The 14,284-nt window shown below is 58.9% G+C and carries 12 protein-coding genes; 9 read left to right on the forward strand and 3 right to left on the reverse strand.

The features are described 5' to 3' along the window. Positions 1 to 5 precede the first annotated feature (5 nt). From glpE to ACYSTU_RS04305, 5 genes are all read left to right on the forward strand, one after another. Entirely contained in the window at positions 6 to 335 is a 330-nt protein-coding gene (gene glpE, locus ACYSTU_RS04285; protein ID WP_016772893.1) for a thiosulfate sulfurtransferase GlpE, read from the forward strand. A 296-nt stretch (positions 336 to 631) separates the two neighbouring features. Then, positions 632 to 2,554 carry a PrkA family serine protein kinase gene (locus ACYSTU_RS04290; RefSeq protein ID WP_016772892.1) on the forward strand — a complete coding sequence of 641 codons (1,923 nt, stop codon included), beginning with the start codon at positions 632 to 634 and terminating at the stop codon, positions 2,552 to 2,554. A 120-nt stretch (positions 2,555 to 2,674) separates the two neighbouring features. Then, positions 2,675 to 3,946: a YeaH/YhbH family protein gene (locus ACYSTU_RS04295; protein WP_039757709.1), complete on the forward strand. Its 1,272-nt coding sequence runs from the start codon at positions 2,675 to 2,677 to the stop codon at positions 3,944 to 3,946. After that, positions 3,943 to 5,505 (forward strand): SpoVR family protein, encoded by a 1,563-nt coding sequence (locus ACYSTU_RS04300; protein ID WP_024014545.1) that lies wholly within the window; start codon positions 3,943 to 3,945, stop codon positions 5,503 to 5,505. Before ACYSTU_RS04295 ends, ACYSTU_RS04300 begins: the two co-directional genes overlap by 4 nt. A 63-nt stretch (positions 5,506 to 5,568) precedes the next feature. Further along, the gene (locus ACYSTU_RS04305; RefSeq protein WP_498996285.1) at positions 5,569 to 6,798 is read left to right on the forward strand and encodes a multifunctional CCA addition/repair protein; all 1,230 of its coding nucleotides are present in this window, start codon (positions 5,569 to 5,571) and stop codon (positions 6,796 to 6,798) included. Positions 6,799 to 6,884: 86 nt separating this feature from the next. Here ACYSTU_RS04305 and folK read toward each other — a convergent pair whose 3' ends face one another. Both folK and folB read right to left on the reverse strand, forming a co-directional pair. After that, entirely contained in the window at positions 6,885 to 7,403 is a 519-nt protein-coding gene (folK, locus tag ACYSTU_RS04310) for a 2-amino-4-hydroxy-6-hydroxymethyldihydropteridine diphosphokinase (RefSeq protein WP_122751591.1), read from the reverse strand. Then, positions 7,394 to 7,750: a dihydroneopterin aldolase gene (gene folB / locus ACYSTU_RS04315; protein WP_016772885.1), complete on the reverse strand. Its 357-nt coding sequence runs from the start codon at positions 7,748 to 7,750 to the stop codon at positions 7,394 to 7,396. Before folB ends, folK begins: the two co-directional genes overlap by 10 nt. 74 nt (positions 7,751 to 7,824) lie before the next feature. Here folB and plsY point away from each other — a divergent pair, with 74 nt between their 5' ends. Beyond that, positions 7,825 to 8,394, forward strand: a complete 570-nt coding sequence (gene plsY, locus ACYSTU_RS04320; RefSeq protein WP_024014548.1) for a glycerol-3-phosphate 1-O-acyltransferase PlsY — start codon at positions 7,825 to 7,827, stop codon at positions 8,392 to 8,394. Between the two features lie 23 nt (positions 8,395 to 8,417). On the opposite strand, the gene tsaD is transcribed toward plsY, so the two are convergent. Continuing rightward, the gene (tsaD, locus tag ACYSTU_RS04325) at positions 8,418 to 9,443 is read right to left on the reverse strand and encodes a tRNA (adenosine(37)-N6)-threonylcarbamoyltransferase complex transferase subunit TsaD (RefSeq protein WP_498996288.1); all 1,026 of its coding nucleotides are present in this window, start codon (positions 9,441 to 9,443) and stop codon (positions 8,418 to 8,420) included. Positions 9,444 to 9,642: 199 nt separating this feature from the next. Here tsaD and rpsU point away from each other — a divergent pair, with 199 nt between their 5' ends. The 3 genes from rpsU (at position 9,643) to rpoD (ending at position 14,223) form a co-directional block, all read left to right on the forward strand. Next, positions 9,643 to 9,858, forward strand: a complete 216-nt coding sequence (rpsU, locus tag ACYSTU_RS04330; RefSeq protein WP_002551877.1) for a 30S ribosomal protein S21 — start codon at positions 9,643 to 9,645, stop codon at positions 9,856 to 9,858. Positions 9,859 to 10,343: 485 nt separating this feature from the next. Then, positions 10,344 to 12,308 (forward strand): DNA primase, encoded by a 1,965-nt coding sequence (dnaG, locus tag ACYSTU_RS04335; RefSeq protein ID WP_498997201.1) that lies wholly within the window; start codon positions 10,344 to 10,346, stop codon positions 12,306 to 12,308. Positions 12,309 to 12,375: 67 nt separating this feature from the next. Continuing rightward, positions 12,376 to 14,223 carry an RNA polymerase sigma factor RpoD gene (rpoD, locus tag ACYSTU_RS04340; RefSeq protein WP_498996290.1) on the forward strand — a complete coding sequence of 616 codons (1,848 nt, stop codon included), beginning with the start codon at positions 12,376 to 12,378 and terminating at the stop codon, positions 14,221 to 14,223. Positions 14,224 to 14,284 lie beyond the last annotated feature (61 nt).

Here is a 14,284-nt window from a genome sequence, read left to right on the forward strand (position 1 = left end):
CCGCCATGAGCGAATTCAAACGAATCCCCCCGGAACAGGCGCAGGCCCTGCGTGAACAAGGCGCCGTTGTGGTTGACGTACGCGATCCAGCGACCTTTGCCGCGCTGCACATCAGCGGCTCCAAACATCTCGACAACCATTCGCTGCACGCTTTCATTCAAGGCGCCGACCTTGATGCACCGACCGTCGTGGTTTGCTACCACGGCAATTCCAGTCAGGGCGCAGCCGCCTATCTGGTCAGCCAAGGCTTCTCCGACGTTTACAGCATGGACGGGGGCTTTGAGCTGTGGCGTACGACTTATCCGTCGGAAACCGCGCAAGGCACCGCCGAATAATTTTTTTGCGCAGCGCAGGCCCCGGCTGCCGTGGGCCTGCGCGCGGCAGACGAACGGTCTGCCACAACTAATTACGTATCTCGCCTTTACCTCTCGAATTCCCAACTATCCTTAAGCGCAGGCCATCCAAATCAGGGGAGAGCCGGTACACCGGCGCGCGGATCATCGGGAGTAGCTTTCGCGGTTTGTCGACCGTGGGAGAATTCTGGGGGGTAAACAGCAGCTGCCACAGCGACTGCTGCCAGCATCGACTGAGTGATCCGGCGTCGGCTCCACGTATCGAGCGAGGTGACGTCATGAGTATCTTTAGCCACTTCCAACAACGCTTCGAATCCACACGCCAGGAAGAACTCTCTCTGCAGGAGTACCTGGAGCTATGCAAAAACGATCGCAGCGCCTACGTTTCCGCCGCCGAGCGTCTATTGATGGCGATCGGCGAACCGGAACTGCTCGACACTTCGACCAATTCGAGGCTGTCGCGCATCTTCTCCAACAAGGTGATCCGCCGCTATCCGGCCTTTGAAGACTTCCACGGGATGGAAGAATGCATCGACCAGATCGTCTCGTATTTCCGCCACGCTGCCCAAGGCCTGGAAGAGAAGAAACAGATTCTTTATCTGCTCGGCCCCGTCGGTGGCGGTAAATCGTCCCTGGCCGAGAAGCTGAAACAGCTGATGGAGAAGGTACCTTTCTACGCCATCAAAGGCTCGCCGGTCTTCGAATCACCTCTGGGTCTGTTCAACGCCACTGAAGATGGCGCGATCCTTGAGGAAGATTTCGGCATTCCACGACGCTACCTGAACACCATCATGTCGCCTTGGGCGACCAAACGCCTGGCCGAATTCGGCGGCGACATCAGTCAGTTCCGCGTGGTCAAGCTGTACCCGTCGATCCTCAATCAGATTGCGGTGGCCAAGACCGAACCCGGTGACGAGAACAACCAGGACATCTCGGCGCTGGTCGGCAAGGTCGATATCCGCAAACTCGAAGAATTCCCGCAGAACGACGCTGACGCCTACAGCTACTCCGGTGCGCTGTGCCGAGCCAACCAGGGCTTGATGGAATTCGTCGAAATGTTCAAGGCGCCGATCAAGGTGCTGCACCCATTGCTGACCGCTACTCAGGAGGGCAACTACAACAGTACCGAAGGCCTCGGCGCGATTCCCTTCACCGGCATCCTGCTGGCTCACTCCAACGAGTCGGAGTGGCACACCTTCCGCAACAACAAGAACAACGAGGCGTTCATCGACCGGATCTACATCGTCAAAGTGCCGTACTGCCTGCGCGTCAGCGATGAAGTGAAGATCTACGACAAACTTCTGTTCAACAGTTCCTTGTCCAAGGCGCACTGCGCACCGGACACCTTGAAAATGCTTGCGCAGTTCACCGTGCTGTCGCGCCTCAAGGAGCCGGAAAACTCCAACATCTACTCGAAGATGCGCGTCTACGACGGCGAGAATCTAAAGGACACCGATCCGAAGGCCAAGTCGATTCAGGAGTATCGCGATTCGGCCGGTGTCGACGAAGGCATGAACGGTCTGTCGACCCGCTTCGCCTTCAAGATTCTCTCCAAGGTATTCAACTTTGATCCGCATGAAATCGCCGCCAACCCGGTGCACCTGCTCTATGTGCTGGAGCAGCAGATCGAACAGGAACAGTTCCAGGCCGAAACCCGCGAACGCTACCTGCGCTATCTGAAGGAATACCTGGCGCCGCGCTACATCGAGTTCATCGGCAAGGAAATCCAGACCGCTTATCTGGAGTCCTACAGCGAATACGGCCAGAACATCTTCGATCGCTACGTGCTGTACGCGGATTTCTGGATTCAGGATCAGGAGTATCGCGACCCGGAAACCGGCGAGATTCTCAACCGCGTGGCCCTAAACGAAGAGCTGGAAAAAATCGAGAAACCGGCCGGCATCAGCAATCCGAAGGATTTCCGCAACGAAATCGTCAACTTCGTCCTGCGCGCCCGGGCCAACAACAACGGCAAGAACCCGACCTGGCTCAGCTACGAAAAACTGCGGGTGGTCATCGAGAAGAAAATGTTCTCCAACACCGAAGACCTGCTGCCCGTCATCAGCTTCAACGCCAAGGCCAGCAAGGAGGATCAGCAGAAACACAACGACTTCGTTACGCGAATGGTTGAACGTGGCTACACCGATAAACAGGTACGCCTGCTGTCCGAATGGTACCTGCGGGTCCGCAAGTCGCAGTGAGGCAGCTGCAAGCTATAAGCCACAAGCTGCAAGAACTAAGCGCGTGAACCCGAAAACACGGGGCATTCGCTTCTACTTGCAGCTTGCAGCTCAAAACTTGAAGCTCCCCGGAGGGGCCTTATGAGCTATGTGATCGACCGACGCCTCAATGGCAAGAACAAGAGCACGGTGAACCGTCAGCGCTTTCTGCGGCGATACCGTGATCACATCAAAAAGGCTGTCGAAGAGGCAGTCAGTCGCCGCTCCATCACGGATATGGAGCACGGCGAGCAGATCAGCATTCCCGGTCGCGACATTGACGAACCGGTGCTTCATCACGGACGCGGCGGCAAACAGACCGTGGTGCATCCCGGTAACAAAGAGTTCACGGCCGGTGAACATATCGCTCGTCCACCGGGAGGCGGCGGTGGACGCGGTCCGGGCAAGGCGGGTAATTCCGGCGAAGGCATGGACGAGTTCGTCTTCCAGATCACGCAGGAAGAGTTTCTCGAATTCATGTTCGAAGACCTGGAACTGCCGAACCTGGTCAAACGCAACCTGACCGGCACCGACACATTCAAAACCGTACGCGCCGGGATCAGCAACGAGGGCAATCCGTCGCGGATCAACATCATCCGCACCCTGCGCTCAGCGCATGCGCGTCGTATTGCCCTGTCTGGCAGCAGCCGCGCGAAATTGCGCGAAGCCAAGGAAGAGCTGGCACGGCTCAAGCGCGAAGAACCGGACAACTTCGGCGATATCCAGGAACTCGAGGCTGAAATTGAAAAACTCAGCGCACGCATCCATCGCGTGCCGTTCCTAGATACCTTCGACTTGAAATACAACCTGTTGGTCAAGCAACCCAATCCCAGTTCCAAAGCAGTGATGTTTTGCCTGATGGACGTTTCCGGTTCGATGACGCAGGCGACCAAGGACATCGCCAAGCGCTTCTTCATCCTGCTGTACCTTTTCCTCAAGCGTAACTACGACAAGATCGACGTGGTGTTCATCCGTCACCACACCAGCGCCCGGGAAGTGGACGAAGAGGAGTTTTTCTATTCTCGTGAGACCGGCGGCACCATTGTTTCCAGCGCCCTGAAGCTGATGCAGGAGATCATGGCCGAGCGCTATCCGAGCAATGAGTGGAACATCTACGCCGCTCAGGCCTCCGACGGCGACAACTGGAACGACGATTCGCCGATCTGCCGCGACATCCTGATCAATCAGATCATGCCGTTTGTGCAGTACTACACTTACGTGGAGATCACCCCGCGCGAACATCAGGCCCTGTGGTACGAGTACGAACGCATCGCCGAAGCCTTCTCTGACACGTTTGCCCAGCAGCAACTGGTCTCGGCCGGAGATATCTATCCGGTCTTCCGTGAACTCTTCCAGCGCAGGTTAGTGACATGACCGCCAAAGAGCAGAAACGCCAACCCATTTCCACCGGCTCCGAATGGACATTCGAGCTGATCCAGACCTACGACCGCGAAATCGCCCGGATCGCAGCCCGCTATGCTCTGGACACCTATCCCAACCAGATCGAAGTGATCACCGCCGAGCAGATGATGGACGCCTATGCCTCGGTGGGCATGCCGCTGGGCTATCACCACTGGTCCTACGGCAAACACTTCCTCAGCACAGAGAAATCCTACAGTCGCGGACAGATGGGCCTGGCTTACGAGATCGTGATCAACTCCGATCCGTGCATCGCCTATCTGATGGAAGAAAACACCATCTGCATGCAGGCGCTGGTGGTGGCCCATGCCTGCTATGGCCACAACAGCTTCTTCAAGGGCAACTACCTGTTCCGCACCTGGACTGATGCCAGTTCGATCATTGATTACCTGGTGTTCGCCAAGCAGTACATCATGCAGTGCGAAGAGCGCCACGGCATCGACGCAGTGGAAGATCTGCTCGACTCTTGCCATGCCCTGATGAACTACGGTGTCGACCGCTACAAGCGCCCGTATCCGATTTCCGCCGAGGAAGAGCGCCGGCGGCAAAAGGATCGCGAAGAGCACATGCAGAAGCAGATCAATGATCTGTGGCGCACCATTCCCAAAGGCGCGGACAAATACAGCGACAAGGACAACGCCCGCTTCCCGGCCGAGCCGCAGGAAAACATCCTCTATTTCATCGAGAAACACGCACCGCTGCTGGAGCCGTGGCAGCGCGAGATCGTGCGCATAGTGCGCAAGATCGCCCAGTATTTCTATCCGCAGCGCCAGACCCAGGTCATGAACGAAGGCTGGGCAACGTTCTGGCATTACACGCTGATGAATGATTTGTACGACGAAGGCCTGGTCACCGACGGCTTCATGATGGAATTCCTCACCTCGCACACCAGCGTGGTATTCCAACCGGGTTTCGACAGTCCGTACTACAGCGGCATCAACCCCTATGCGTTGGGTTTCGCCATGTACCGCGACATTCGGCGCATGTGCGAAGAGCCTACCGAGGAGGATCGCCGCTGGTTCCCGGACATCGCCGGTTCCGACTGGCTGTCGACCATCAAGTTCGCCATGAGCAGTTTCAAGGACGAGAGCTTCATCCTGCAGTACCTGTCCCCCAAGGTGATCCGCGATCTGAAGCTGTTCAGCATTCTCGATGATGACCAGAAAGACGACCTGCTGGTGCCGGCCATCCATGATGAGGGCGGCTACCGGATCATCCGGGAAACCCTGGCCGCGCAGTACAACCTCGGCAATCGTGAGCCGAACGTGCAGATCTACAGCATTGATCGGCGCGGCGATCGCTCGCTGACCCTGCGCCATCAGCAACACGATCGCAAACCATTGGGCGACTCCACCGAGGAAGTGCTCAAGCACCTGCACCGGCTCTGGGGCTTCGACATTCATCTGGAAACCCTGCAAGGCGACCAGATCATGAAAACCCATCACGTGCCGCCCCGCAGTGAACACAGCGAGGGCGATTACGGCCGGCTCGATCTGGCCGTGATTCATCTTTGATCCGGTTCTGGCCTCCGAAAGTCTGACGCAAGGGTTATCCTGTCGGACTGACGGAGGTTTTTTATGCAGGTTTACAAGGTTGGTGGCGCAGTACGTGATCGCCTGTTGGGGTTGCCGGTCACTGATGTCGACCGGGTCGTGGTCGGCGCGACCACTGAAGAAATGCTCGCCAAGGGATTCCGCCCGGTCGGCGCAGATTTCCCGGTGTTTCTGCACCCCAAAACCGGTGAGGAATATGCCCTCGCCCGCACGGAGCGCAAAAGCGGTCGCGGTTACGGCGGTTTCACTTTCTACGCGAGTCCCGAAGTCACGCTCGAAGAAGACCTGATTCGACGCGACCTGACGATCAATGCCATGGCCGAGGACGATCAGCTCAACCTGACCGATCCGTATCATGGTCAACGCGACCTCGAAGCACGAATCCTTCGCCATGTTTCCCCGGCGTTCGCCGAAGATCCGTTGCGAGTGCTGCGTGTTGCCCGTTTTGCTGCGCGTTACGCAGGACTGGGCTTCACGGTCGCCGACGAGACCATGGGTTTGATGCGCCAGCTCAGTGAGTCCGGCGAATTGCAGGCGCTGACCGCTGAGCGCAGCTGGAAAGAGATTTCCCGCGCACTGATGGAAGACCATCCACAGGTGTTTATCCAGGTCTTGCGCGACTGTGGCGCACTCAAAGTGCTAATGCAGGAGGTCGACGCCTTGTTCGGCGTGCCGCAGCCAGAGACCCATCACCCGGAAATCGACACAGGCCTGCACACTCTGAGCGTGCTGGAGCAATCATCCCTGCACAAACAACCACTGACAGTGCGCTGGGCCTGCCTGCTGCACGACTTGGGCAAAGGCCTGACGCCGGAAGAAGAATGGCCCAGGCATATCGCCCATGAGCACACCGGGCTGAAGCTGATCAAAGCGGTCAACGAGCGCTTCAAGGCCCCCAAAGACTGTCAGGAACTGGCGCTGCTGGTCGGGCAATACCACACCCATGGGCACCGGGCGCTGGAGCTGAAAGCCTCGACGCTGCTGGAGTTGCTGCAGAGTTTCGATGTTTATCGCCGGCCGCAGCGATTCGAAGAGTTTATCGCCGCGTGCGAGATGGATGCCCGTGGCCGCAAGGGCCTGGAGCAGCGCAGTTATCCACAGGCGGATTATTTGCGCGGAGCGGCGAAAGCTGCACGAGAAGTGGCCGTGCAGCCGTTGCTGGAGCAGGGATTCAAGGGGCCTGAACTGGGCGAAGCGCTGAAGCGGGAACGACTGAAGGCGTTGAAAGCCTACAAAGAGGCGGCGACAGCCTGATGAAAAAACTTCGCGCCCAGGCTCGCTCCCACAGGAGACCGCGATCCCATGTGGGAGCGAGCCTGCTCGCGAAAGCGAATTTGATATCACCGCAAATCCGAAGGCGTGAGCTGCTCCCCCCGCCATTGGAACGCAACCGGCGCCAACACCTGATCAATTTGCGCCTCGGCCCACAACATCGCAAAGCTCTTGCCCACCCCCGGATGCACTCGCTCCGGCGCAATCAACGACAGCGGCCACAGCACAAAGGCATTTTTCAGAATTTCCGCACGCGGCAGTACCAATCCGTCGAAGTTACCCACCAGATCGCCATACAGCAGCACGTCGATATCCAGCGGCAAGCCCTTGCGATCCGGGGCATAACGACCGTTGTCCGCCTCGATGAATTTCAAGCGCCGATCGAGCTCCATCAACGGCAGGTCCGTGTAGGCCGAGACCACGAAATTGAAGAATGGCCCGCTCTTGATGCCCACCGGCTGGCTCTCGAACACCGCCGAACATCGGATATCCACCAGGAACGTGGCCAGCGCATCGAGACCGGCGCGCAAATGGGTTTCGCGCTCGATATTGCTACCGAGCCCGAGGTAGACCTGAGTCAGCGACATCCGCGCTCGATCTCCACACCCACACCGCCCTTGGCCGCCGGCACCGCGCCCGGTTTGGTCAGTTTCAGCCGCACCCAGGTGATCTTGAATTCGGCCATGAGCACTTCAACCAGACGCTCGGCAAAGGTTTCGACCAGTTGGAACTGCGCCTGCTCGGCAAAGGCCTGAATGCGCGTGGAAACACTGGCGTAATCGAGCGCCAGGGTCAGGTCGTCACCGGCGGCAGCCGGGCGATTGTCCCAGGCGAAGCTCAGATCAAGACGCAGGCACTGACGGATGCCGCGCTCCCAGTCGTAGGCACCGATCACGGTGTCGACTTCCAGGCCCTCGATAAACACTCTGTCCAAGCACTTCTCTCCGCTGCACGACAAGGGCGCGATGCGCCGTTAGAATCAGGGCGTCCTCGCCCGGAATAGTTAGCATGTTTTGGTTACTGGCGATTCTCGCCTACCTGCTCGGCTCGCTGTCCTTCGCCATTTTGCTCAGCCGCCTGACCGGAAATCCGGATCCGCGAATGAGTGGCTCGGGTAATGCCGGCGCCACCAACATGCTGCGCCTGGCCGGTCGCAAACTGGCGATCCTGACCCTGCTCGGTGATCTGTGCAAAGGCCTGCTGCCGGTGCTGATCGCCTCGAGCGCGGGCCTCTCACTGCAGGATCAGGCCTGGATTGGCGTGTGCGCCGTGATCGGTCACCTGTTCCCTTTGTACTTTCGCTTTCGCGGCGGCAAAGGCGTTGCCACTGCCGCCGGCATGCTGCTCGGCCTGTATCCACCCGCCGCGCTGCTGGCGGTATGCGCCTGGCTGCTGACGTTCTACCTGACCCGCACCAGCTCGCTGGCGGCGCTGATTGCCACGCCACTGACCCTGCCATTGCTGGCCTGGCAGGAGCCGGAAGCCTTGCTGCCAATGAGCGCGCTGACCTTGCTGATTGTCTGGCGCCATCGCGGCAATCTACGCGACCTGTTTGCCGGGCGCGAACGGCATTTCTGACTGCCGTTCATGAGCGTCGCTCATTACAGCGCCGACAACTGCTCCATTGGCCAGCGTGCGTGCACGGTGATTGCCAGACTTTCCTGCTGACCGGCCTTCAGGCGCTGGCAACCGGCAAACGCGATCATCGCGCCATTGTCGGTGCAGAACTCCGGGCGCGCATAGAACACATCGCCCTTCATATCGCCGAGCATCTTTTCCAGCGAAACCCGCAACGCCTTGTTGGCGCTTACGCCGCCGGCAATCACCAGCCGCTTCATGCCTGCCTGTTTCAGGGCGCGCTTGCACTTGATGGTCAAAGTCTCCACCACGGCCTGCTGGAATGCCAGCGCGATGTCGCAACGGGCTTGCTCGCCGTCGTCCCCGGCGCTGACGCATTGCTGCCAGGTGTTGAGGGCGAAGGTTTTCAAGCCGCTGAAGCTGAAGTCCAGACCTGGGCGATCACACATCGGACGCGGAAAAGTGAAACGTCCTGCGACGCCCTTCTCGGCCAGTTTGGCGATTTCCGGCCCGCCGGGGTAATTGAGGCCCATCATCTTTGCGGTTTTGTCGAAGGCTTCACCGGCCGCATCGTCGAGCGTCTCGCCGAGCAGGCTGTATTGGCCAATGCCGTCGACCTGAACCAACTGCGTATGGCCACCGGAAACCAACAAAGCGACGAACGGGAATTGCGGCGGTTTCGGCTCCAGCATCGGAGCCAGCAAGTGGCCCTCCATGTGGTGCACGCCAAGCGCCGGAATACCCCAGGCAAACGCCAGCGCCTGCGCGCAGGATGCACCCACCAGCAGCGCGCCGACCAGGCCAGGACCTGCGGTATAGGCGATTGCGTCGATCTCGGTCGGCACGCAGTCGGCCTCGGCCAACACCTGACGGATCAAGGGCAGCATGCGTTTGACGTGGTCACGCGAGGCCAGCTCCGGCACCACACCGCCATAGACGCGGTGCAGGTCGATCTGACTGAACAGCGCATCGGCCAGCAGACCGCGTTCACTGTCATACAATGCGACGCCGGTTTCGTCGCAGGAGGTTTCTAATCCCAGTACTAGCATGGGTTTGCGCCTTGTTTAGGCTGAATTCGAAGGCGCGCATAATAGTCGCCACGTGATGCCCCGACCAGCGGTTTTCGATCAGAGGCTTTGCATTCCGAGCGATGAGGGGTTAACATCCGCAACCCTTAAAAACCGACGTCTTCAAGTGCTCTTTTGCCGCGAGGATGTTGACCCCGGTAATGAATGAAGGTAGCTCTGGATGCCAGCCGTCAAAGTAAAAGAGAACGAACCCTTCGACGTAGCTCTGCGTCGTTTCAAGCGCTCCTGCGAAAAAGCCGGTGTACTGGCTGAAGTTCGTAGCCGCGAATTTTACGAGAAGCCAACTTCTGAGCGTAAGCGCAAAGCAGCAGCCGCTGTTAAGCGTCACGCCAAGAAAGTTCAGCGCGAACAGCGCCGCGCCGTTCGTCTGTACTAATCCACAGACGTTCGTAGCAAGCTTCTTGCCTAAGCCCGGCCCTCAGCCGGGCTAATGGCATTTGCGTAAAACGCTTGATGCTTCACCGTCGACGCCGCCGATGCGACCGAGACAAATCTGCTTCACCGCGTCAGGCCTGGCTCTTTTGCCAGCGGTGCACGTCTTTTCTGACGAGCCTTTCAAGGCTACTGACGAGCACACCCACTGATTCCTCTTACGACGATCAGCCCAAGGCACCTGCATGCGTGCCCGCTTTATTGAGCTATCCGAGGCCGACAACCGGCCGTCAGCGGATTCAGCGCAACACTTTCAAATAGTCGAAGACTGATAGGTACTAACGTCAGTGGATTTTCGGCAGATACACTTCCCGACAGCGACACGCAGACGACACCGGTCGAGCCGCACTTTTTGTGCGTTTCCAGCAATGGCCCGCGTCCGACAGCCTGTCGCAACGGATTTATTGCAGCGCAGACGACGAGAACGCCATGGCCGGGCTGATACCCCAGAGCTTCATTGACGACCTGCTGAACCGCACCGACATCGTCGACGTGGTCAGCTCGCGCGTGCAATTGAAGAAGGCCGGCAAGAACTACACCGCCTGCTGCCCGTTCCACAAAGAGAAAACCCCGTCGTTCAGCGTCAGCCCCGACAAGCAGTTCTATTACTGTTTCGGCTGCGGCGCTGGCGGCAATGCCCTCGGCTTTCTCATGGATCACGACAATCTGGATTTCCCCCAGGCCGTCGAAGATCTGGCCAAAGCCGCCGGCATGGAAATCCCCCGCGAAGAAAGCGGCCGCGAGCGCAAGCCGCGTCAGCCGACCGATTCGCCGCTGTACCAGCTGCTCACCGCCGCCGCTGATTTTTACCGGCACGCACTCAAGAGTCATCCGTCGCGCAAGGCTGCGGTGGATTACCTCAAGGGCCGCGGCCTGACCGGCGAGATCGCTCGGGATTTCGGCCTCGGTTTTGCACCGCCGGGCTGGGACAACCTGCTCAAGCATCTGAGCAGCGACACGCTGCAACAGAAGGCCATGATCGAAGCCGGCCTGCTGATCGAGAACGCCGAAACCGGCAAGCGCTATGATCGCTTCCGCGATCGCGTGATGTTCCCGATCCGCGACACCCGTGGACGGATCATCGCCTTCGGCGGTCGCGTACTGGGCGACGACAAGCCCAAGTACCTGAACTCACCGGAAACCCCGGTATTTCATAAAGGCCAGGAACTCTACGGCCTCTATGAAGCGCGCAAGAACAATCGCAACCTCGATGAAATCATCGTTGTCGAGGGTTACATGGACGTCATCGCCCTCGCCCAGCAAGGCTTGCGCAATGCCGTCGCCACGCTGGGTACCGCGACCAGCGAAGAACACCTCAAGCGCCTGTTTCGCGTCGTGCCGAACGTATTGTTCTGCTTCGACGGCGACCAGGCAGGCCGCAACGCCGCTTGGCGCGCACTGGAAGCGACCCTGCCGTGTCTGCAAGACGGTCGTCGCGCGCGGTTCCTGTTTTTGCCCGAAGGCGAAGACCCGGACACCCTGGTTCGCGCCGAAGGCACCGACGCTTTCAAAGCGCGCATCAATCAGCACGCGCAGCCGCTGGCCGATTATTTTTTCCAGCAACTGACCGAAGAATCCGACCCGCGCTCGCTTGAGGGCAAGGCGCACATGGCCACCCTCGCCGCACCATTGATCGACAAGGTGCCGGGAGCGAACCTGCGCATCCTCATGCGTCAGCGCCTGACCGAGATTACCGGCCTGAGCAGCGAGACCGTCAGCCAATTGGTTCAGAGCGCACCGCAGGAAGCACCGCCCGCCTACGATCCGGGCTTCGATTACGACGCCATGCCGGACTACAGCGACTACCATCAGCCGCAGGCACAGGACATGTACGCGCCGCAGCAGGAATGGACGCCGAAGAAACCCGGCGCCGGCGGCAAGAAGTGGGACAAGAAACCATGGGACAAGAACGGCAAGCGCGGTGGCGATCGCGAACCGCAGCGCCCGCGTACGCCGATTGGCGTTGAATCGCCGACCCTGACGGCATTGAGAACATTGCTCCATCATCCGCAACTGGCCAAGCGCGTCGAAGACGCCGGGCACATTGCCGATGAAAATCAGACCAACGCCCAGTTGCTTGTGGCGCTGCTCGAAGCCGTACAGAAGAATCCCAAGCTAAACTCATTTCAGTTGATCGCGCGATGGCACGGTACTGAACAGGGTCGCTTGCTCAAGGCGCTGGCAGAAAAGGAATGGCTGATTGACGGAGATAACCTTGAACAACAGTTTTTCGACACCATTACTAGCTTGTCCGCCCGCCAACGCGAGCGAAATCTCGAACAGTTACTCAGGAAAGCGCGGCAAAGCGAACTGAGCGTCGAAGAGAAAAATCAACTGCGCGACCTTTTAAGTCGCAATGTTTCCGCATCAAACCCGACCTCAACTGGCGCGTGAGGTCATAGCTCAGGTATAATCCTCGGCTTGTTTTTTGCCCGCCAAGACCTTCAGTGGATAGGGTGTTATGTCCGGAAAAGCGCAACAGCAGTCTCGTATTATTGAGTTGATCAAACTGGGTCGTGAGCAGAAGTATCTGACTTACGCCGAGGTCAACGACCACCTGCCCGAGGATATTTCAGATCCGGAGCAGGTGGAAGACATCATCCGCATGATTAACGACATGGGGATCCCCGTACACGAGAGTGCTCCGGATGCGGACGCCCTTATGTTGGCCGACGCCGATACCGACGAGGCCGCTGCGGAAGAAGCAGCCGCTGCGTTGGCGGCGGTGGAGACCGATATCGGTCGCACCACTGACCCGGTGCGCATGTACATGCGTGAAATGGGTACGGTCGAGCTTCTGACCCGTGAAGGCGAAATCGAAATCGCCAAGCGGATCGAAGAAGGCATTCGTGAAGTGATGAGCGCAATTGCGCACTTCCCTGGCACGGTTGACCACATTCTCTCCGAGTACACCCGCGTCACCACCGAAGGTGGTCGCCTGTCCGACGTCCTGAGCGGTTATATCGACCCGGACGACGGCATCGCGCCGCCTGCGGCAGAAGTGCCGCCGCCGGTTGACCCGAAAGCCGTCAAGGCCGACGACGATACCGATGACGATGATGCCGAATCTTCCGATGACGAAGAAGAAGCCGAAAGCGGTCCGGACCCGGTCATCGCGGCGCAGCGCTTCGGCGCCGTCGCCGACCAGATGGAAATCACCCGCAAGGCCCTGAAAAAGCACGGTCGTCACAACAAGGCAGCGGTTGCCGAGTTGCTGGCCCTGGCCGAGCTGTTCATGCCGATCAAACTGGTGCCGAAGCAATTCGAAGCCCTGGTCGAGCGTGTGCGCAGTGCCCTGGATCGTCTGCGTCAGCAAGAGCGCGCGATCATGCAGTTGTGCGTACGTGATGCACGTATGCCGCGCGCCGATTTCCTGCGTCAGTTCCCGGGTAACGAAGTCGACGAAAGCTGGTCCGACGCCCTGGTCAAAGGCAAGAGCAAGTACGCCGAAGCCATCGGTCGCGTGCAGCCGGACATCATCCGTTGCCAGCAGAAGCTGATTGCGCTGGAAACCGAGACCGGCCTGACCATTGCTGAAATCAAGGACATCAACCGTCGCATGTCGATCGGTGAGGCCAAGGCCCGCCGCGCGAAGAAAGAGATGGTTGAAGCCAACCTGCGTCTGGTGATCTCGATCGCCAAGAAGTACACCAACCGCGGCCTGCAATTCCTCGATCTGATCCAGGAAGGCAACATCGGTCTGATGAAGGCGGTGGACAAGTTCGAATACCGTCGTGGTTACAAGTTCTCGACTTATGCCACCTGGTGGATCCGTCAGGCGATCACTCGCTCGATCGCCGACCAGGCCCGCACCATCCGTATTCCGGTGCACATGATCGAGACGATCAACAAGCTCAACCGTATTTCCCGGCAGATGCTGCAGGAAATGGGTCGCGAACCGACTCCGGAAGAGCTGGGCGAACGCATGGAAATGCCTGAGGACAAGATCCGCAAGGTACTGAAGATCGCCAAAGAGCCGATCTCCATGGAAACCCCGATCGGTGATGACGAAGACTCCCATCTGGGCGACTTCATCGAAGACTCGACCATGCAGTCGCCAATCGATGTCGCCACGGTGGAAAGTCTGAAGGAAGCGACTCGCGAAGTGCTGTCCGGCCTCACTGCCCGTGAAGCCAAGGTACTGCGCATGCGTTTCGGTATCGACATGAACACCGACCATACGCTCGAAGAAGTTGGCAAACAGTTTGACGTAACGCGTGAGCGGATCCGTCAGATCGAAGCCAAGGCGCTGCGCAAGCTGCGCCATCCGACGCGAAGCGAGCATCTGCGCTCCTTCCTCGACGAGTGATACCAGAACCCCCGGCCCAGGCCGGGGGTTTTGTTTTATGGCAGATTAAATTCCCAGCTCC

The organism is Pseudomonas glycinis, from assembly GCF_054871425.1.